The 19,739-nt window shown below is 70.3% G+C and carries 11 protein-coding genes and 2 pseudogenes; 1 reads left to right on the top strand and 12 read right to left on the bottom strand.

Going from position 1 to position 19,739, the window contains the following annotated elements; genetic code table 11:
- Window positions 1-142 precede the first annotated feature (142 nt).
- The 5 genes and pseudogenes from ACIA73_RS37370 to ACIA73_RS37350 all read right to left on the bottom strand — a co-directional run bounded on the left by ACIA73_RS37370 (window position 143) and on the right by ACIA73_RS37350 (window position 4,626).
- Window positions 143-805, bottom strand: coding sequence for a transposase (locus ACIA73_RS37370; RefSeq protein ID WP_399443429.1), 663 nt, complete (start codon window positions 803-805; stop codon window positions 143-145).
- Between the two features lie 20 nt (window positions 806-825).
- Entirely contained in the window at window positions 826-1,212 is a 387-nt protein-coding gene (locus ACIA73_RS37365) for a hypothetical protein (protein ID WP_399443428.1), read from the bottom strand.
- A gap of 441 nt (window positions 1,213-1,653) precedes the next feature.
- On the bottom strand, window positions 1,654-2,109 hold the full coding sequence (locus ACIA73_RS37360) for a VOC family protein (RefSeq protein ID WP_399443427.1): 456 nt from the start codon (window positions 2,107-2,109) through the stop codon (window positions 1,654-1,656).
- Between the two features lie 439 nt (window positions 2,110-2,548).
- Window positions 2,549-3,130, bottom strand: a pseudogene (locus tag ACIA73_RS37355) (transposase family protein); the annotation flags it as partial.
- Window positions 3,131-3,489: 359 nt separating this feature from the next.
- Window positions 3,490-4,626 carry a PQQ-dependent sugar dehydrogenase gene (locus ACIA73_RS37350; RefSeq protein WP_399443426.1) on the bottom strand — a complete coding sequence of 379 codons (1,137 nt, stop codon included), beginning with the start codon at window positions 4,624-4,626 and terminating at the stop codon, window positions 3,490-3,492.
- 548 nt (window positions 4,627-5,174) lie between these two features.
- Here ACIA73_RS37350 and ACIA73_RS37345 point away from each other — a divergent pair.
- Window positions 5,175-5,764: pseudogene (locus tag ACIA73_RS37345) on the top strand (IS5/IS1182 family transposase); the annotation flags it as partial.
- A 126-nt stretch (window positions 5,765-5,890) separates the two neighbouring features.
- Here ACIA73_RS37345 and ACIA73_RS37340 read toward each other — a convergent pair.
- From ACIA73_RS37340 to ACIA73_RS37310, 7 genes are all read right to left on the bottom strand, one after another.
- Complete coding sequence (locus ACIA73_RS37340) at window positions 5,891-6,244, bottom strand: hypothetical protein (RefSeq protein ID WP_399443425.1); 354 nt, start codon at window positions 6,242-6,244, stop codon at window positions 5,891-5,893.
- Between the two features lie 315 nt (window positions 6,245-6,559).
- Window positions 6,560-6,991 (bottom strand): hypothetical protein, encoded by a 432-nt coding sequence (locus ACIA73_RS37335; protein ID WP_399443424.1) that lies wholly within the window; start codon window positions 6,989-6,991, stop codon window positions 6,560-6,562.
- 198 nt (window positions 6,992-7,189) lie between these two features.
- Window positions 7,190-7,384, bottom strand: coding sequence for a hypothetical protein (locus tag ACIA73_RS37330; RefSeq protein WP_399443423.1), 195 nt, complete (start codon window positions 7,382-7,384; stop codon window positions 7,190-7,192).
- Window positions 7,385-7,458: 74 nt separating this feature from the next.
- Window positions 7,459-7,677, bottom strand: coding sequence for an MbtH family protein (locus tag ACIA73_RS37325; RefSeq protein ID WP_399443422.1), 219 nt, complete (start codon window positions 7,675-7,677; stop codon window positions 7,459-7,461).
- A gap of 69 nt (window positions 7,678-7,746) precedes the next feature.
- The gene (locus tag ACIA73_RS37320) at window positions 7,747-17,838 is read right to left on the bottom strand and encodes an amino acid adenylation domain-containing protein (RefSeq protein ID WP_399443420.1); all 10,092 of its coding nucleotides are present in this window, start codon (window positions 17,836-17,838) and stop codon (window positions 7,747-7,749) included.
- A gap of 92 nt (window positions 17,839-17,930) precedes the next feature.
- Window positions 17,931-18,935, bottom strand: coding sequence for a TauD/TfdA family dioxygenase (locus ACIA73_RS37315; RefSeq protein ID WP_399443419.1), 1,005 nt, complete (start codon window positions 18,933-18,935; stop codon window positions 17,931-17,933).
- A 23-nt stretch (window positions 18,936-18,958) separates the two neighbouring features.
- On the bottom strand, window positions 18,959-19,735 hold the full coding sequence (locus tag ACIA73_RS37310; protein ID WP_399443418.1) for an SDR family NAD(P)-dependent oxidoreductase: 777 nt from the start codon (window positions 19,733-19,735) through the stop codon (window positions 18,959-18,961).
- Window positions 19,736-19,739: the final 4 nt, after the last annotated feature.

Below are 19,739 nucleotides of genomic sequence, written 5' to 3'. Positions count from 1 at the left end.
CCAATGTCGGTGCTCGGCTCTCTAGAGCCGGTAGTTCGACATCTTGCGTTTCACGACCCGGGGCCGGCTGCGGAGCCGGCGTGGTGGGCGGAGCCTGGCCAGGCTGCCGTCACGGAGCCGGGTCAGCGTGCTGAGCAGGTGCTCAGGGGGAAAAGACGCCGGGCGAGGTGGTAACACTGCGTCGGACCTCGCGCAGAGTAGCGGTGAAGGAGAGCCGGTCCGGGTCGGATTCCCGGACGGCGGCGCATCTGAACATCAGGGACCGCAGGGCGTGGTGGACCAGCAAATGCGCCCGGATCTGCTGGCGTACTCCCTTGGGTGTCTTGCTGGAGAGCACGACCCGAGGGCCTCGTTGCTGGGTCTTGATCTCGGCGAGTACCGGCTCCACCTCCCAGCGTTCGCAGTACAGGGCGGCCAACTCTGCTGCGGGATAACGTTCTTCATCGAGAAGGTCGGTGACCAGGCGGTATTCCTCCGCCCCTGCGCGGGCACCGATTCCGTCGAGTCCGTAAGCGATCACCCGCACCCTGACCGGATCACGCTTCTTGCCGTCGGTGCCGGCATGCAGGCGGCTGAGCCAGGACCCGTCCGCAAGCCGCTCCTGCACCGGCAGTACGCGGTTCGCCGAGGCCCGCCACAGCAGGTGGGCGCCGGTCGCGGTGAAGGCCCGCCTCAGTGGGACGCCAAGGAACTCACGGGGGGAGGCCCGCAGCGATGCGGGCGGGTCGCCGCTACTGAAGGCGTCGCCGTGTGCCTCGCTGATGCCGACCTCACCACGAAAACCGGCTGCCTGAGAGGTCCCCATACCTGATGTCCGTATGGCCTTCAATCGTTGCCGTACTCGGTACCCTTGCCGGTGCCCTGACCGCCGGACTCCTCCAGCACCGTTTGGCACGCACAGCACGCGCCGAGGAGCGCACCGAAAGCCACCGCCAGGACCAGCTCGGCGCCGTCACCGAATTCGCCGCCGCCCTGGACGCGCACCGCTCGGCAATGTTCCACCGGGGGCGTCTGGCCCTGACCGAGGCAGACACCGAGCACCACCTGGAGGCCCAGACGCGATCCCACGAGACGCGGGCGGCAATCACCGCGCCCCACATCCGCCTTCAGGTCCTGGTGCCCGCGCTGGCCGGCCCCGCCCAGCAGGCCGCAGACGCCACGTACGCACTGCGCAAAGTAATCGATCGGACCGAGCTGGACGCCCGGCGGCATGCGGCCAAGGATGCATCCGTCGCCTTTACCCAACCTGCTGCAAACCCTCGCCCACGACCCCAGCCTCGCCAGCTGCGAACGCGCACAAGCGGCGCGCGAACCAGCCGCAGTCAGCCAGGCGGGAGTGCTCAATGAACGGCGGATCCGATGATCAAGGAGACGCCAGATGAGCGACACCACCACCGAGCAGATACCGGGCGGCGAGCCGGCGGTTGCGGAGGCCGCGTCAGTGAGCGATGAGCAGTTGGTCGCGATGCTCGTGAGCCGGGCCCGTTCGGAAGGGCTGCAACTGACCGGGGAGGGCGGGCCCCTCACCAACCGACCGGCGAGGGGCCCGAGTTTTCCGCGCTACGAGGGCGGCTCGCTACTCGACCGGGACCTCGCCCGCGTGCCGTACGGCCTTCTTCGCAGCCATCTCGAGCTGCATCGCGTGACGAGAGCTCAGCTTCGGGGCGTCTCGTCGATGACGGGCATCGGCTTCCCGCCCGGATGCCACCCGTTGAGAAAGCTGGACTGCCTGGCGACGTCAACGAGTTCGATCCGGGCACCGATGCTGTCCATCTGGTGGTAGACGAACGGCCGGCCGTAGGGACAGCCGGAGAAGTCCACGGGCATGCTCGCTTCTTCCAAACGCTGGGAACCATGCCGTACATCGCTGGTCCAGAAGCCGATGTGATCGAACCTGGCGCCCCTGGATCCGTCCCAGGGACTGCCCGGCGGCCCTTCAATGAGTTCGATGAAGGGCGGCCCACCTGCGGTGAAGACGATGCGGTAGTCCCACTCACCGAGCCGGTCGGACACAGGATCACTCCACTCGACCCCGGCCGCACGCTGAAAGTCCTGCATCGCCTGCTCGATGTCCGGCACCACGAAGCACACATGGTAAAAGGCAGTCATTCACCCATGATCGAGCACTTCACCCCCACAAGCCCAGAGGTTAAAAGACAAGCTCAGAACCTGTTCCTGATGTCAGGTTGGGTGCAGGAAGGTTCCTTCGGCTTTCGGGGCGACGTCTTTCGGTGGTGGCGAGGTGCGGCTGGACGGTCAGTCGACTCTGTCGGCCGGCTGCTCTTCCGGTCTTCGGGCGAGGGCGTGGCGGATCGCGGCAGGTAGCCGACGCCTGGCACCTCCTGCACAACCTGGCCGAAGCCGTCGAACGCATCGTCGGCCGACACGGCGCCGACCTCCGCGAACCTCTCACGATCCCATCAGACCAGGACGACGCGTTCGCACCCCCGGTTGGCGTGTTCAACGCCTCGCACGAGCTGGATATCCACGGACGCATACGGCCCTTGGTCTGGGTGGTGTTGTGGCGGCGCTTCCATCGCTTGAGGTGGCGGCCCCGGAACGGGACGCGGACGGGTCTGCCGGCTCCTTGATACGCCTTGTCCGCCCAGCAGCTGAGGCCCGCTGCGCGCGAGCGCGTCGATGATCCCGTGCTGCCGGGCGGCGATCAGGACGTGGGTCGAGCCGGGCGGAGCCGGTGAGGCCCAGAGCAGACGGCCGAACGGATCGGCGAGGACCTGGACGTTCATGCCATGGCGTTTGTGTTTTCCGGAGTGGTACGGGGAGTGTCGGCGGCGATGCGGTCGATGGGCAGCAGGGTGCCGTCGAGGATGACGAGCGCCTTCGTCCGGATGGTCTTCATCGCCTCGGTCAGGGTCGGGGCGAGGGCCGCCAGGACCTCGATGGCCTCACGGATGTAGCGGTAGACGGTGGCGATCCCGATGCCGCACCCGGCCGCGAGCTGGGCGTAGGTGTCACCGCACCGCAGGTGGGCCAGGACGAGCAGGGCCTGACGTGGCACGGAAAGCCTTCGCCACCGCGTCCCGATGTCCCGGCGCCTGGCCGTCAGCTGTCCTGCCAGGAACCGCAGAGTGCGGGTGGACAGATCGATCGAGGACGGGTAGACAAGCACGCGAAGCTCCTGGCGGACACGGGTAATCTTGGTCGAGAACCCGTCTACCAGGAGCTTCGTCGTTGTGCAGGACTGTCCAACTCACGGTCAGCGCCGCCAGCTTGGAAGAGGCTCAAGGTCTTCGGCTACCTCACACCAGCCGAGACCCGGCAGCGACATCAGCACGCCCTCGCGGCGTAACGATCAAGTGTCCAGGATCACGGGGAGACTTCAGCGCACCCCTTTCCCCGGTTCCCCGTGCACAGGGCCCCGCGGCGTCCCGTCACCGGCCCGACCTGTCCACCGGCCCGGCTGCACTCCGGTCCGGCCCGCAGGGAGTTGCCGGTGCGCCGCTTTCCGGCCACTTCGTCCCGAAGCCGTTACGCCGGGTCGATCCGGGAGACGCTGCCGCCTATGCCGAGCACGTACAGCTCGCCGCGGCCGCCCTGCGCGAAGGAGACGACCTCACCGCCGTTGACTCCGAGGTCGCCCACCTCGGTCACCTTGCCGTTCACCATCCGCAGTGTGCGCAGGGTGCCGTCGCAGTAGTCGCTGAACACGTACTGACCCATGAGTGCCGGGATCGCCGGGCCCCGGTAGACGTATCCGCCGGTCACCGAGCATGCCAGGCCGGTGCGGTCGTACTCGTGGACCGGTCGTACGTGGTTCGCGGGCTCCGTGCCGCCCCGGAAGGGGTGGTTGCCCTCCATCTGGGACCAGCCGTAGTTCTCGCCACCCTTGCTGGTGGCAGGGGCCCAGTCGATCTCCTCCCAGTCGCTCTGCCCGACGTCGCCGAGCAGCAGGTCACCCGTGCGCACGTCGAAGGAGAACCGCCACGGGTTGCGCAGCCCGTACGCCCAGATCTCGCCCCTCGCCTTCGGGTCGCCCACGAAGGGGTTGTCCCGCGGGATCGCGTACGGTTTGCCGCCCCTTGGATCGATCCGCAGCAGCTTGCCGAGCAGGGTGTCGAGCTTCTGTCCGTTGCCGTGTGGGTCGCCGCCCGCACCGCCGTCGCCGAACGCGATGTAGAGATAGCCATCGGGGCCGATCTTGATGTCGCCGCCGTTGTGGTTCGAATAGGGCTGCGTCTGGGTGAGTACGGTGCGCCGGGTGTGCGGCTGGATCCTGCCGTGCCGCACGGCGAACTCGTCCACGGTGCTCGTGCCTTCGAGGTTGGTGAAGGAGATGTAGAAGTGCGCGAACTTCTTGTCGAACGCGATGCCCAGCAGGCCGCGTTCGCCGTCGGTGGTGGTCTCGCCGGATATGTCGAGGACTGGTTTGCCCAGCCCCCGACGGTCCAAGACTCTTACCTTGCCTGCGCGTTCGGCGATCCAGACCGTGCCGCGGGGGCCGGCGGTGCCCGCGACCGGATTCTGGGCCGTGGCCACCTGCGTGAGCGTGACCTTCGGTGCCGGGCGTGGAGCGGCGGGTTCCTCGGCGGAGGCCGAGGTGAGCGCGAGGGAGGCGACGAGGCACAGGGTGCCGATGATCGCAGAGCTTCTGTTACGGACTTTCACCGTGATCCTCCTGGAGGCGGCGAAGGGGGAAGTCACCCGGCTGCTCGGGGCAGAGAAAGCAGAGGTCGAGGTGTCGCCCGCGCCAGCACGCAACCTGGGTGGGGGGATGTGCCACTGGCCACGGATGAGGATACGGGGAGGGAAGTCCTTGGTATAGACCACGGACCCCATTCGTATTCGGGATGTCGTTGCACCGCCCGGCGGATGCGGAAGCCATGAAGGCATGCGTTTGTGCGCTCGACGATCCGGCCGTGGACGCCGAGTCCGGGTGCGTGCGGCACTCCACAGCTGGCGACCACCGACCGATGCCCGTTCCGGAGGCATCAGGGCCCCCTTCCCTGCGGCGGAAAGCCGCGTTGAACCCGAGGCAGGCGCTGTTGAACCTCTGCGGCAGTCGAGGGCAGCGGCACCCGGATCGAACTACTGAAGAGACAGATGTACGGCCGGCTCAACTTCGACCTCTCGCGACGCCGCATCCTTCTGCCTCCGTGATTCACCAGCTGGAGGTTGTCCTGTAACTGCTGCGCCTGCTGGGGCGTTGACCGGTCATGGGTGGGGTGATGTCAGCAGATGCCCCTCAGCGGATGGAGCCGTTCACCGGGCTGAGTTCGGCACAGTTCAACCGGCTGGTCGTGCTGGTGCAGCGTCGTGGCGGCGACGTGCAACGGGGCCGGCCGTGGCGAATTGGCTCTCGGGGACCGGGACTTGCTCATGTCCGCCGACAGACGCACGAACCTGACGTTGCGGCAGATCGCGCCGCTGTTCGGGATCTCGAAGTCGACCGCGGACCGGATCCCGGGCCGCCTCGCGCCGCTGGTGGCGATCTCACGGGCTCGCCGTAGGCGCGAGGACACCGTCTACATCGTCGACGGCACCCTGGTGCCTACCCGTGACCGCAGCATCGCCGCCTCCAACAAGAACTACCGGTCATCGACGCCAACAGCCACCTGGCCGCAACCGTCGAGGCCCTCTGCCCGGCGGCCGCAACGACCGCCGGGCCCTCACCGAATCGGGTGTCAGCATCGCCTATCGCGACGTTCCGGAGACTGCCGATGGCGGCTACCAGCGCACCGGTCTGCTCATTGCTCACCGCCGTCGACGCGGCCGGGAGGCCCTGAGCCCGCAGCAGGAAGCCGAGAAACGAGGCGGCGGAGCGCGAGGGGAGAACGTCGGTTAGCAGCGGACACAGGCACCGGAGAACACTGCGGAAAAGGCGTACCCCCGGGCAACAGGCCGGAGGCACGCCTCTCTGCGGCGCCTGGTGTCAGGAGGAGCGGACCTGGATCTCACCGATCCCCGAGCCAAGGCTTGAGCAGTGCGCGGTCGACTGGCTGGAGTCGCCCGGCTCCAGCCGGATGTGTTCACCGTCCGCGTCGGGCGACCAGCCACAGATCAGGTGGACCCAGAAGGTGATGGGCTCGCTCCCGACATTGGTGCACAGTGCCCAGCCGGTGTAGTCGTCGATGTTGTGCTTGCCCTTCTCGCACGAGAGCCCATGAGGGTCCCCAGCGGGGGCGGCCACCGCGGCCGGCGCCGCGACGGACAGAGCGAAGGCGAAGGCTGCGGACACGGCGAGGGCGGCACGCACAGCGACGCCCGCCTTCCTGTTGTTCTTCAAAGTGTTTCTCTCCGTGAGATCGGACAACTTCCTTGTCCCACTCTGCTGCCCCCAAACCGGACTAAAGCCCCGCCGGACTTCACTACCCGTAAGCGAAAGGATTCGGCACGCCGACGGGAAGGCACACTCGGCAACAGCCCTACAGAGAAACAGATCTGGGTGTCACACCACGGTTCCCTCGCAGTGCTTTCGGTGGACCGCGCAGAGGATGCGGATGCCGCGACCCACCGAGCCGACGGTGCGAGACGGCCAGCCCCTCAGTTCCGCGATCCGTGCGGCTCAGCTGAGCGGAAATGCTGCCAACTCCGCTACCAGCTAGGGGAGTTTACTGCTGACGCCGTGCAGAGTGCGGGGCATGCCGAACAGCGTCAGCTCGGTCCAGGCGGGTGGGACGAAGTACGAATTCGCCCTCGCCGGTTCCGGTGAGACCGGCCGGAGTGGAGGTCCGCCGCGCGGTCGCAGGGTGCCGATGATGGACGGCTGATGTCCGGTGCGCGCGGCGACCGTCAGGTCGACGCGCGTCTTGTTCCCCGGGCCGGCCATCAGACCGGCCTGGCGGCGGCAGAGCCGACAGACGCCATCCATCGCCGCGATGTCGCGGTGGCAGATGTCGCAGTACTGGCTCGTCGCCCTTGCGACAAAGCCCCCGCATGCCTTGCAGCGCGGACGGTCGAACCAGCCCCATCCCATGCAGTCCCGGCAGCTGCGGGTGGCCCACGGCCGCGAGCGTGGGACAGGCTTGTTCAAAGCGGCGGTCCCGAGCGGCCGGACCGCCGCTGGTGAGTGATCGGGGTGCCGCCGACGACCTGCGTCTCCCCCTCTGCCACCGGGGTGGCCGGATGGTCGGCCCTCTTCTCCGGGACAAGGAGGTCGGCGGGGCTCGGAGGCCCTGGCGGAAAGGGAGCGCCAGAACCGTTCCTGAGCACGCGGCTCCTCAGCGGCTCCTCAAGGGTCCTGGACCAGTACGGCACGCTCGGCCTCCACGAAGCCGAGGCCGGGGCTGGGGCTGGGCGGGGTGCCGATGGCGGAAGTCGTGGACTGGTCTCGTCCTGCCTGCCGCTGGCAGAGGGCCGGCTCGTACGAAGTGGGGCCAAGCGGTTCGGGACCGGTCGGATCTCCCGCGAGGATCTCATCGCCCACCGGGTGGGCGGACCCGTTCGTGGACGGTAGGAGGCCCGGCCGCCGGGCGGCCGGGCCTCCTACCGGTTCGCTGCTCAGGCCGCTGCGGCGCTCATCGCGGCGACGAGGCTCTTGGGGCGCATGTCCGTCCACTCCTCGTTGATGTGGGCGAGGCAGACGTCCCGGTCCGCAGGGCCGCGGACGACTGTCCAGCCCGCGGGCACCTCGGCGAATGCGGGCCACAGGGAGAACTGGCCTTCGTCGTTGACCAGTGCCAGGTAGGAGTAGTTCTCGTTCTCGAACGGGTTCGTCATGACGTCCTCAATTCCTTCGGTGTGCGGGTGTGGTGCGGGTTCCGGCTCTTGGGCGGCGGAGCGGCCGCCTCACTCGTCCCAGGTCGACTCGAACTCCTCCAGTTCCTCGGCGCTGAGTGAGATCAGCGGAGCGGTTGCCGGTACCGGCGCCGGCGTGCCCGCCGCCGGAGTCTCGATCACGGTGGCGATGCGGGCGATGCCCGCCACCGTCTTCGCTTCGAAGACGTCGCGCGGAGCCAGCCCGAGGCCGACCTTGCGCGCCCGTGCCACCAGCTGGATCGAGGCGATGGAGTCCCCGCCCAGCGCGAAGAAGTCGTCGTCGATGCCGGCCCTCGCGATGCCGAGCACGTCGGCGAACAGGTCGCACAGCAGTTCCTCGTGCGGGGTGCGGGGCGCCCTGCTGTCCGGTGCACCGGCGAACTCCGGCTCCGGCAGGGCCCGATGGTCGAGCTTTCCGGTCACGGTCACCGGCAGCATGTCCAGGGCGACGAAGGCGGAAGGCACCATGTAGGGCGGCAGGCTCGACTCGACCCAGCGGCGCAGGGCGTCGAGGTCCAGCCGGTCCGCCGGGCCCGCCGCCGGGACCACGTACGCGATCAAGCGCTTGGTACCGGGCTGGTCCTCGCGGGCGACCACTGCCGCCCCGGCGACCTCGGAGTGGGACCGCAGGGCCGACTCGACCTCGCCGAGCTCGATCCGGAAGCCGCGGATCTTGACCTGGTCGTCGGCGCGTCCGACGAACTCCAGCTCACCGTCCGCCGTCCAGCGCACGACGTCACCCGTGCGGTACATCCGGGCACCTGGTGCGCCGAACGGGCAGGCCACGAACCGCTCGGCGGTCAGAGCGGACTGGCCGACGTACCCCCGGGCCAGTCCGGCGCCCGCCACGTACAGCTCACCCGCGGTGCCGGGAGCAACGGGCCGCAGCATCGCGTCGAGGACGTACACCTCGGTGTTGACGAGCGGGCGGCCGATCGGCGGCGCTTCTCCCGCGAGCAGCGGCCGGGAGATCGTCGCGCAGATGGTCGACTCGGTCGGACCATAGGCGTTGTGCAGCTGCCGCCCCGGGGCCCATCGGTCCACCATTTCCTGCGGCAGTGCCTCACCGGCGACGACCAGGGAGGAGATCGACGGTACGGACTCCGCGCCGATCGCCGCCAGCACCGAGGGGACGACGACGGCGTGCGTGACGCCCTGGGTGGCGATCAGGTCGACCAGCTGGTCGCCTGGCAGACGTGACTCGCCGGGGGCGAGCACCAGCCGGGCCCCTGTGAGGAGCGACATGCACAGCTCGAACACGATGGCGTCGAAGCCGGGCGAGGAGAACTGGAGCACCACGCTCCGGGGGGTCAGCCCGGTGGCGGCCACCTGGGCCCGTACCAGGCTCGCGATGCCCTGATGGGTGACCTCGACGCCCTTCGGGACGCCGGTCGAGCCGGAGGTGTAGATCACGTACGCCGCGTTCTGCGGACGGGCGGCGGCCGGTCGTTCGGCCGGGCCGAGTCCGGCGGCCGACCGCCGGGCCACGGAGTCGCGGAAGGCCGCGTCGTCGGCGAGTATCCGGTGGCCGGCGAAGGGTTCCCCGGCCCAGACCGACCCTGCCGAGGTGATCAGGCAGAACGGTTCGGCGTCGGCCAGGACGTGCCGTACCCGCTCCGGCGGGTACGCCAGGTCCACCGGCGCGAACACACCGCCTGCCTTGAGCACCGCCAGTACCGCAGTCACCCAGTCCAGGCCGCGGGGCAGGGCGACGACCACCCGGGTCTCGGGGCCGACCCCGGCGGCGAGCAGCTCACGGGCCCACTGGTTCGCGCGGCCGTCGAGCTCGGCGTACGACCACCGGGTGCCTTCGCACACCACGGCCACCGCGGCACCGTCCCGTGCCACGTGCCCCTCAAACAATTCCACCATCGTCGCGGCCTCGACCGGGCTGTGGGTGTCGTTCCACTCCTTCACCACCAGCGACCGTTCCCGCTCGGACAGCGCGTCCAGCCGTCCGACGAGCCGCCCGGGGTCCTTCGCCGCCGTCACGAGGTAGCTCTTCAGCCGCTCCAGCAGCTGCCGCCCCTGCGCCGCGCCGTAGATGTCGGGCCGGTAGTTCACCTCCAGCCGGAGCCGCGCGCCCGGGTAGACCGTCAGGCTCAACGGGTAGTGGATGACCGGGGTGTCCTCCTCGGTGAGGGGGCCGACCTCCAGGCCAGGGGCGCGCAGGGTGTCGGCGTCCCACGGGACGTTCTGGAACGCCGTGGAAGTGTCGAAGAGTTCGCCGAGTCCCAGGTGGCGCTGGATGTCGGTCAGTCCGAGGTGGTGGTACGGGATGAGGTCGGCCTGCTGCCGCTGGATCCCGGACAGGAATCCTTCCAGCGGCTGGGCGGGATCGATGCGCACGCGCACCGGGACCGTGTTGATGAGCAGGCCGACGATCTCGTCCATGCCCGGGATCTCGGGCGGCCGGCCGGAGACGGTCGAGCCGAACACCACGTCCTGCTGACCGGTCAGACCGGACAGCAGGAGTGCCCAGACGCCCTGTACGACCGTGTTCATGGTCAGTCCGCGGCTGCGGGCGACGGCGGTCAGCCGCCGGGTGGTCTCCTCGTCGAGGTGGTCGAGGGTACGCACGGGGAGCACGGTCAGCGACGTCTCGGCCCCGGGGGCGACGAGCGTGGGCTCCTCCAGCCCGTCGAGGGCCTGGCTCCACGCGCCGAGGGCCTTCTCGCCGTCCTGGGCCGAGAGCCAGGCCAGGTAGTCCCGGAAGGAGACCGCCGCGGGCAGTGCGCCGTCGTCGCCCCGGGACTCGTAGAGGCCGAAGACGTCGGCCAGCGCCCGGGTCATCGACCAGCCGTCCCAGATGAGGTGATGGCTGGTGAGGACCAGCGCGTGCCGCTCGGCGCCGAGACGGATGAGCAGGACCCGCAGCAGCGGCGGTACGGCCGGGTCGAACCGGTCGAGCCGGTCCTCGCGCAGCAGTTGCTCGATGTGCGTCCGCTGCTCGGCCTCCGGCAGGTCGCTGAGGTCGAGTTCCCGCCAGGGCACCGTCAGTGCTTCCGGTACGACCTGGACGGCGTCACCGGAGCGGCGCACCAGGAAACCGGCGCGCAGGCTCGCGTGGCGGCGTACCAGTCCCTGGAAGGCCGCCCGGAGCGCGGTGACGTCCAGTGCACCGGTCAGGACCATCGGCGCCTGCATCACATAGGGGTCGGCCTTCTGGTCGTCGTAGTGGGCGTGGAAGAGGAGGCCCTCCTGGAGGGGGGTGAGTGGCCAGATGTCGTGGAGCGGACCCGACGGCGCGAAGGCTGTCTCGATCTCGGCGCGTTCGTCGGTGCTCAGCGTCACCAGCGGCCCGTCCACGGGGGCGAACCCGGGGGTGGCCGCCGCCTCGTCGGAGATCTCCGCCAGGGCTGCGACGGTCCTGGCGGTGAACAGGTCGCGAGGGGTGAGGCGGAGTCCGGTGTCGCGGGCGCGGGCGGCGAACTGGATGGAGGCGATGGAGTCACCGCCGAGTTCGAAGAAGCTGTCGTCGATGCCGACGCCGCTCACGCCGAGGATCTCGGCGAACAGCTCGCAGAGGATCGCTTCGCGTGGTGTGCGCGGGGCGCGGCTGTCGGCGGCTCCGGTGAAGTCCGGCTCGGGCAGGGCCAGGCGGTCCAGCTTGCCGATGGACGTCAGCGGCAGCGCGTCGAGGGCCAGCACCGCCGCGGGCACCATGTAGTCGGGCAGGCGTGCGGCGACCGCCTCGCGCAGTGCGTCGGTGTCGAGGTCTTCGGGAGTGCCGGTCGCGGGCACCACGTAGGCGACCAGACGCTTCACTCCTTGCCGGCCCTCACGTGCGAGCACCACCACCTGGCCCACCGGTGCCTGGGCGCCCAGCACCGCTTCGATCTCGCCGAGCTCGATGCGGAAGCCGCGGATCTTGACCTGGTGGTCGGTGCGTCCGACGAACTCCAGCTCACCGTCCGCCGTCCAGCGCACCACGTCCCCGGTGCGGTACATCCGGGTGCCGCTCTCGCCGAACGGGCAGGCCACGAACCGTTCCGCCGTCAGGCCCGCTCTGCCGAAGTAGCCGCGGGCCAGTCCCGCGCCGGCGATGTACAGCTCGCCCGGGACCCCCGGCGGCACCAGGCGCAGCGCCGCGTCGAGGACGTACACCCCGGTGTTCTCCATCGGACGGCCGATGCGGGCCCGGGTACCGCCGATCACGCGGCTGTACGTCGAGTCCACGGCGCATTCGCTCGGGCCGTAGAGGTTGTAGGTGGCCACGCCGCTCGCGCCGAGCTCGCTCCACAGCGACTCGTCGACCGCCTCGCCGCCGAGCGAGATCAGCCGTGGCCGGTAGCCGGGGGTGCGCAGCAGTCCGGCGGTCAGCAGTTGTCTGGCGTGCAGCGGGGTGATGTTGAGGGAGTCCACCCCGTGCCGTGCGCAGTAGTCGACCAGGCCGTGCGCGTCCCGGCGCAGTTCGTCCCCGATCAGGTGCAGTTCGTGACCCGAGACCATCCGCAGCAGGTCGGCCCATGCCGCGTCGAAGCCCAGGGCGGCCACCAGTGCGACCTTGAGTCTGCGGGACCCGGTGCCGGATTCGGCGGGCAGGGAGGCGCTGTTCTGGGCGTGGTGCAGATTGACGAGGTTGCGGTGGGTGATGGCGACCCCCTTGGGGCGGCCCGTCGACCCCGAGGTGTGGATCACGTACGCGAGGTGTGAGGGCAGCAGCGGCCTGACGCGTTCCGTGTCCTGCGGGTCGTGGGACGGGGAGCCGGTGTCCGGTGCGTCGACGAGCAGGACCGGTGAGCCGTGGTCCGCGGGAACCTTCCGGACGGCGTCGGCCACGGTCAGGACCGCGGCCGGGCGCACCTCGGCGAGGAGCGAGGTGATGCGATCGGCCGGCCAGGACAACTCGACCGGCAGGTGGACGCAGCCTGCCTTCATCGTTCCCAGCAGCGCCACGACCGCGTCGACGGAGCGGGGCACCATGACCGCCACCGGCTCGTCCGGTCCTGCGGCCAGGGCAATGAGCCGGTGGGCGAGCCGGTTGGCACGACGGTTGAGCTCGCGGTACGTCACCTGCTCGTCGCCGCACACCACGGCGACGTCGTCGGGGGTCGCGGCGGCCTGGGCCTCGAACAGCCCGGGCACGGTCAGTTCCGGCACGGGGACCTGCGCACCGCTGCCCGCGTTGAGCAGGGGGAGGCGCTCCTGCCGGGTGAGGGTGTCGACCCTTCCGACGAGGCGTGCGGGGTCGGTGGCGAAGGCGGTGAGGAGTCCTTGGACCCGCTCCGCCACCCGCTCGGCCTCGGGGGCGGTGAACACGTCGGGCCGGTAGCTGACTTCGAGGCGCAGCTCGTTCCCGGGAAAGACGTCGATGCTCAGCGGGAAGTGTGTGAACCCCTGGGTCTCGTCGTCGAACGGGCTGACCTCCAGGCCCGCGGTGCGCAGCACGTCGGCGTCCCACGGGATGTTCTGGAACACGGTCGAGGTGTCGAAGAGTTCGCCGAGTCCCAGGTGGCGCTGGATGTCGGTCAGTCCGAGGTGGTGGTACGGGGTGAGGTCGGCCTGCTGCCGCTGGATCTCGGCCAGGAGACCTTCCAGGGGCTGGGCGGGGTCGATGCGGACGCGTACCGGGACGGTGTTGATGAGCAGGCCGACGATCTCGTCCATGCCGGGGATCTCCGGCGGCCGTCCCGAGACGGTGGAGCCGAACACCACGTCCTGCTGTCCGGTCAGACCGGACAGCAGGAGTGCCCAGACGCCCTGTACGACCGTGTTCATGGTCAGTCCGCGGCTGCGGGCGACGGCGGTGAGCCGCCGGGTGGTCTCCTCGTCGAGGTGACCGAGGCAACGGGTGGGCAGGGCGGCCGCGGTGCTGTCGGCACCGGGGGCGACCAGGGTGGGTTCCGTCAGACCTTCCATGACCGAGGCCCACGCGGTGCGTGCCTCGTCCTGGTCCTGGGCCGACAGCCAGGCCAGGTAGTCCCGGAACGGCACCACGTCGGGCAGCTCCGCGTGCCCGTCCTGTGCCTCGTACAGGCCGAAGACGTCTCCCATCGCACGCGCCATGGACCAGCCGTCCCACAGGATGTGATGTCCCGTCAGTACGAGGACGTGCTGCTCGGGTGCGAGCCGGACGAGCAGGGCGCGCAGCAACGGTGGGGCGGTCAGGTCGAACCGGACGTGGCGGTCCTTGTGGAGGAGGTCGCGCAGGCGTGCCTCGCGCTCCGGTTCCGGGACGTCGCTCAGGTCGGTCTCCCGCCAGGGGGTCGTCACCTCCGCGGGAATCACCTGTACGGGCTGGCCGGCACGGCGCACCAGGAAGCCCGCACGCAGATTCGCGTGGCGTTCCACCAGCCCCTGGAGCGCGCCGCGCAGCGCACTCGTGTTGACCGTTCCCGAGAGGACCAACGGCATCTGGGTGAGGTAGGCGTCCGGCGGCCCGGCGGGATCCCGGTCCGTCCCGACGCCGTGTCCTGGGCCCTGCCCGTCGTACAGGGCGTGGAAGAGGAGGCCTTCCTGGAGGGGGGTGAGCGGCCAGATGTCCTGGACCGGGCCGGCTGCCGCGAACGCTGCCTCGATCTCGGTGCGCTCTTCGTCCGCCAGGGTCATCAGGGGGCCCTGGGCCGCCGCGAAGGCGGCGGTGTGCGTCGTGAGGGCGGCAGCGGTCTCGGCGAGCGCGGCCACGGTCAGGCGGGCGAAGACGTCGCGCGGGGTGAGGTTCAGTCCGGCGCTGTGGGCGCGTGCGGCGAGCTGGATGGAGGTGATGGAGTCGCCGCCGAGTTCGAAGAAGCTGTCGTCGATGCCGACCGTCGCCACGCCGAGTACCTCGCAGAACAGCTCGCACAGCAGAACCTCGCGCGGGGTGCGCGGGGCGCGGCTGTCGGCGGCTCCGGTGAACTCGGGTTCCGGCAGGGCCCGGCGGTCGAGCTTGCCCGTCGCGGCGACCGGGAAGTGCTCCAGCGCGACGAAGGCCGCGGGCACCATGTAGTCGGGGAGGCGCGCGGCGACCGCCTCTCGGAGGGCGTCGGTGTCGAGTGCGGCGGGGGTGCCGGTCGCGGGCACCACGTAGGCGACCAGGCGCTTGGTGCCCCGTTCGTCCTCGCGGGCCATCACCACCACCTGCCCGACCTCGGGCACGGTGCTGAGCAGGGCCTCGATCTCACCCGGTTCGATGCGGAAGCCGCGGATCTTGACCTGGTGGTCGGTGCGTCCGACGAACTCCAGCTCACCGTCCGCCGTCCAGCGCACCACGTCCCCGGTGCGGTACATCCGGGTGCCGCTCTCGCCGAACGGGCAGGCCACGAAGCGCTCCGCCGTCAGGTCGGGACGGTTCAGATAGCCCCTGGCCAGCCCCGCGCCGGCGATGTACAGCTCGCCCGAGACGCCCGGGGCCACCGGCCGCAGGGCGGTGTCGAGGACAAAGGTCTGCATTCCGTCCAGCGGGCGCCCGATGGGCATCGACACCGGCAGGCCGTCCGAGGGGTCCAGGGCGAAGGCGGTGGCGAAGGCGGTCGTCTCCGTCGGCCCGTACACGTCCACGACCACGAGGGCGGGGCAGGCCGCGCGCACCCGGCGCACGGCTTCCGCGCGCACGGCCTCGCCGCCGGTCCACAGTTCGCGCAGTCCGGCCAGGCAGCCGGGGTCGTCCTGGGCGAAGGAGTGGAACAGCGCCGTCGTCAGGAACATCCCCGTGACGCGGTGCCGCTCGGTCAGTTCCCGTACGAGCACGGCGGTCAGGGGTTCATCGGGCGCGAGCACGACCCGGCCGCCGGAGAGCAGCGGCACCCACAGCTCGTAGGTGGAGCCGTCGAAGGTCAGTGCCGAATGGGCCAGGACGACCTCGTGGCCCACGGAGAATCGACTGTCCCGGGCCAGCGCCACCACATCGGCATGGGTCGCCTCGACGCCCTTGGGCACACCGGTCGACCCCGAGGTGAACATCACGTACGCGGCGCTGCCCGGGAACAGCCCGCCCGCGCGCTCCGCCTCGGTGAGGTCGGCCGGGGAGCGCCCGGCGACGGCGGCCCCGGTCGCCTCGTCGTCGAGGAGCACGTGCCTTCCCGCGAAGGGCTCCCGGGACCACGGGGAGTTCCCCAAGGTGATGAGCAGTGCGGGGGCGGCGTCCGTGAGGACGGCCCGGGAGCGCTCGTTCGGGGAGGCGGGGCCCACCGGTACGAATGAGCCGCCCGCCTTGAGCACCGCCAGCGCCGCGGTCATCCAGTCAAGGCCGCGGGGCACCGCCACGGCGACCCGCGCCTCGGGGCCCATGCCCGCGGCGACCAGTTCGCGTGCCAGCCGGTTCGCCCGGTTGTTCAACTGCCGGTAGGAGCACCGTTCGTCACCGTGGGCCAGGGCGATGGCGTCGGGGGCGCGGGCGACCTGTGCCTCGAACGCCGCGACGATCGTCGAGGTGGCGTCCTCGCGCCCGGCCCCGGCGCCGCTCCACTCCTCCAGTACCAGCGACCGCTCCTGTCCGGAGAGCAGGTCGATCCGGCCGACGGGGATGCCGGGGTCGGCGGCGAGGGAGGTGAGCAGCCTGCACAGCCGCTCCACCAGGGCTTCGGCGAACGCGGCGTCGAACAGGTCGCCGCGGTAGCTGACCTCGAAGTCCAGGCCCTTCCCCGGGAACACCGCCAGGCTCAGCGGGTAGTGGGCGAATCCCGGCGAGTGGCTCTCCTCGGACGACAGCAGGTCCATGTCCTGACCGCGGAGGAATCCAGCGTCCCAGGAGTCGTCGTGGGCCGTTTCCCGGGAGAAGTTCTCGAACGCGGTGGAGGTGTCGAAGAGTTCGCCGATTCCCTGGTGGCGCTGGATGCTCTGGAGGCCGAGGTAATGGTACGCCGTGAGCGCCGACTGCTGCTCCTGGATGCGGGCCAGCAGCGCGTCCACCGGCTCCTGCGGTTCCAGGCGCACCCGGACGGGGACGGTGTTGATGAGCAGGCCCACGATCTCCTCGACGCCCGGTACCTGCGGTGGGCGGCCCGAGACGGTGGAGCCGAAGACCACGTCCTGCTGTCCGGTGAGACCGGACAGCAGGAGCGCCCAGGCACCCTGCACCACCGTGTTCATGGTCAGGCCGCGGGTCCGTGCGACCGCTTCCAGCCGGGCGAAGGCTGCCTCGTCGAGCCGGCCGACGGTCCTGGCGGGCAGCGAGGGCAGCGAACCGTCGACGCCGGGGGCGACCAGGGTCGGCTCTTCCAGCCCTTCCAGGGCCGCGGCCCAAGCGGTGAGCGCCTCGTCCTGGTCCTGGACCGACAGCCAGGCCAGGTAGTCGCGGAACGGCACGACCTCCGGAAGTCCGGCGCTCCCCTCCCCCAGCCCGCGGCCGAAGACCTCGCCCAGCGCCCGCGACATCGACCAGCCGTCCCACAGGATGTGATGGCTCGTCAGTACCAGGACGTGCCGCTCCGCCGACAGGCGGACCAGCGTCGCGCGCATCAACGGCGGCGCCACCGGGTCGAACCTGTCCAGCCGGTCCTGTGCCAGCAGTCGGCCGAGCCGTGCCGGGTGCTCCGCTTCGTCGACGCCGCCGAGGTCGATCTCGTACCACGGGAGCTCGACCCCGGCCGGCACGACCTGCACCGGCGTACCGGTACGACGTACCAGGAAGCCCGCGCGCAGGCTCGCGTGCCGGTCCAGCAATTCCGCGAACGCCGCCCGCAGCCGTCCGGTGTCCACCTCTCCCGACAGCACCAGCGGAGCCTGGACCAGATAGGGGTCGGCCTTGTCCTGGTCGTACAGGGCGTGGAAGAGCAGGCCCTCCTGGAGCGGGGTGAGCGGCCACACCTCCTGCACCGGGCCCGACGAGGCGAACGCGGCCTCCACCTCCGTCCGCTCGTCGGTGTCGAGCGGCACCAGCGGCCCCTGGGCCGGTACGAAGCCGGAGCCCGCCACGACCTCCGTGGCGGCCTCGGCCAGCGCCGCGACCGTCTCGCCCTCGAAGATGTCGCGGTACTCCAGGGCGAGGCCCGCCGCACGGGCCCGGGTGACCAGTTCGATCGAGGCGATGGAGTCGCCGCCCAGTTCGAAGAAGCTGTCGTCGATGCCGACGTCGGTCGCCCCGAGGATCTCTTCGAACAGGGCGCTCAGCAGATCCTGGCGGTGCGCTCGCGGTGTGCGGGAGTCCGCCGTGCTGATGGCCTCCGGCGCCTGCGCGGTCTGCACGGCGGGCTGGTTCATGTCTCTTCTTTCCCTTTGCTGATCGGCGGATGTGCGGGGCGGCGTGTGAGGTGTGGCGGGGCGGACGCCGGTGTGCCGTGCGTCCGGGAGGGCTACAGCAGGACCCGGCTCAGCGGCCCGACGCCGTCGGTGGACAGGTCGCGGCTGACGACGATCTTGCGAAGCCAGCGGTCGGTGCCGTCGTAGCGCGCCTGGAAGGACTCGCGGGCGTGCACGACGCTGCGGTTGTCGAGGACCAGGAGCGTTCCCCGCGCCGCGACCAGCGGCCTTCGCACCCGTTCCAGCTCGTCGAGCAGGGCGCGCAGCGCCCGTTCGGCCGCCGGGTCGTCATCCACGCAGCGCATGAACGGCACGTCCAGCCGCACGTGGGGGTTGCGCGGATCGTCGAAGAGGACGGAGACCGGCTCCGGGTGGTCGCGCATCTCGACGGCGCGCCGCAGCGCGGGATCGCCGGGCGCCCGCAGCGCCAGCTGCCGTATGTGCTCGTCGTCGGGAAGGATGTGGAAGCGCTTCTCGGACAGCAGCGCACGGTCCTCGTCACGCAGGACGACGTCCTGCACGGCCGCCACGTACGTCGGGACGACGTCGGGGTTGCGCACGCCGAAGAGCAGCAGGTAGTCGCAGGAGTCGGGGCGGAACGCGTCGTCGGTGTGGAAGTTCAGATACGCGTCGCTGCCGTGCCCGCTCTCGCGCCGCTCGTCGCCCCTGATCGGGAAGACGTCCTGCACCATGCGTCCGTACTGGAGCGTCGCCCAGGCGAACGGGTCGCCCAGCGCCGAGCCGCACATGGCCAGGTAGATGTCCGACTCGACGGTGGACCCGTACCCCTCGGGCCGCTCCCAGTGCTCCGGGGTCGGCCCCGCGGCGGCGTCGTCGACGGGGAATCCGTGAACCTGGCAAACGGCCGATGCCGGGTCGTCACGGAACCCCCCCAGGAACGTCCGCAGACCGACCGGCAGGATCTCCTGCAAATCCTGGTACTTGTCGTAGAATTCCGGCTCGACCGGTGAGAGGCCGCCTTCCTTCAATTCGCTCACGGATTTCATGAGGCCATCGACCTCGTCGCCGCTCAGTGTGTAGTCAATTGAATTTCCCATGACGTCTCCCCTCGGGTGGTGCGTTACCGGGAACGGATTTCGGTTCGGTCGTGCTCGGCCGTCGCGCAATGCGCCGTACCGAAGTCGGAAGTCGTGGAACCAGTGATCTCCCCGCCGTCGATGACGAGTTCTTGGCCGGTCATGAAGCCGGCCTCGGGCGAGGCCAGGTAGTGGAAGGCCGCCGCGATCTCGGAGGGCTGGGCGTGCCGGCCCGCAGGAATCCGGGCGTTCACCTCCGCCAGCATGCGCGGTGTGTACTCCGCCAGCTGCATGGGCGTCAGTACCGCGCCGGGCGAGACGCAGGCCACCCGGACCGCCGGGCTCAGCTCCATCGCGAAGGTCCTGCACAGCGCCGCCACGCCGGCCTTGGTGGCGTTGTAGTCCGCGTAGTGGGGGAACCCGCGATGGCCGTTCACCGAGGCGGTGGCCAGCAGGATTCCTTCACCCCTGGCCACCATCCGGCGCGCTGCCGCCCGCCAGGTGCCCAGCACGCCGAGCAGGTTGACGTCGACGACCCGGCGCGCCTGCTCCTCGGTGATGTCCAGTACGCCGTGCCGGATGCTGATGCCCGCATTCGCGATCACCACGTCGAGGCGGCCGTGCTCGTCGTGGATGCGGCCGAGCGTGCTGTCGACGGCATCCCAGTCGGCGACGTCCGTCCGGCACCACGTCACGCCCTCGTGCGGGGCCGGGGGCTGCTGCGTGTCCAGGTTGTAAACCCGGTCGCCGCCCTCGGCGAAACGTGTCGCGGTCGCAAGCCCTATTCCACTTGAGGCACCGGTTATCGCGATGATCCGCACGGCC

Origin of the sequence: Streptomyces sp. NPDC051561, from assembly GCF_044454195.1 — a bacterium.
Lineage (GTDB): Bacteria > Actinomycetota > Actinomycetes > Streptomycetales > Streptomycetaceae > Streptomyces.
Note: the sequence above shows the minus strand (reverse complement) of the source record. Positions and strands in the feature narration are given on the sequence as shown.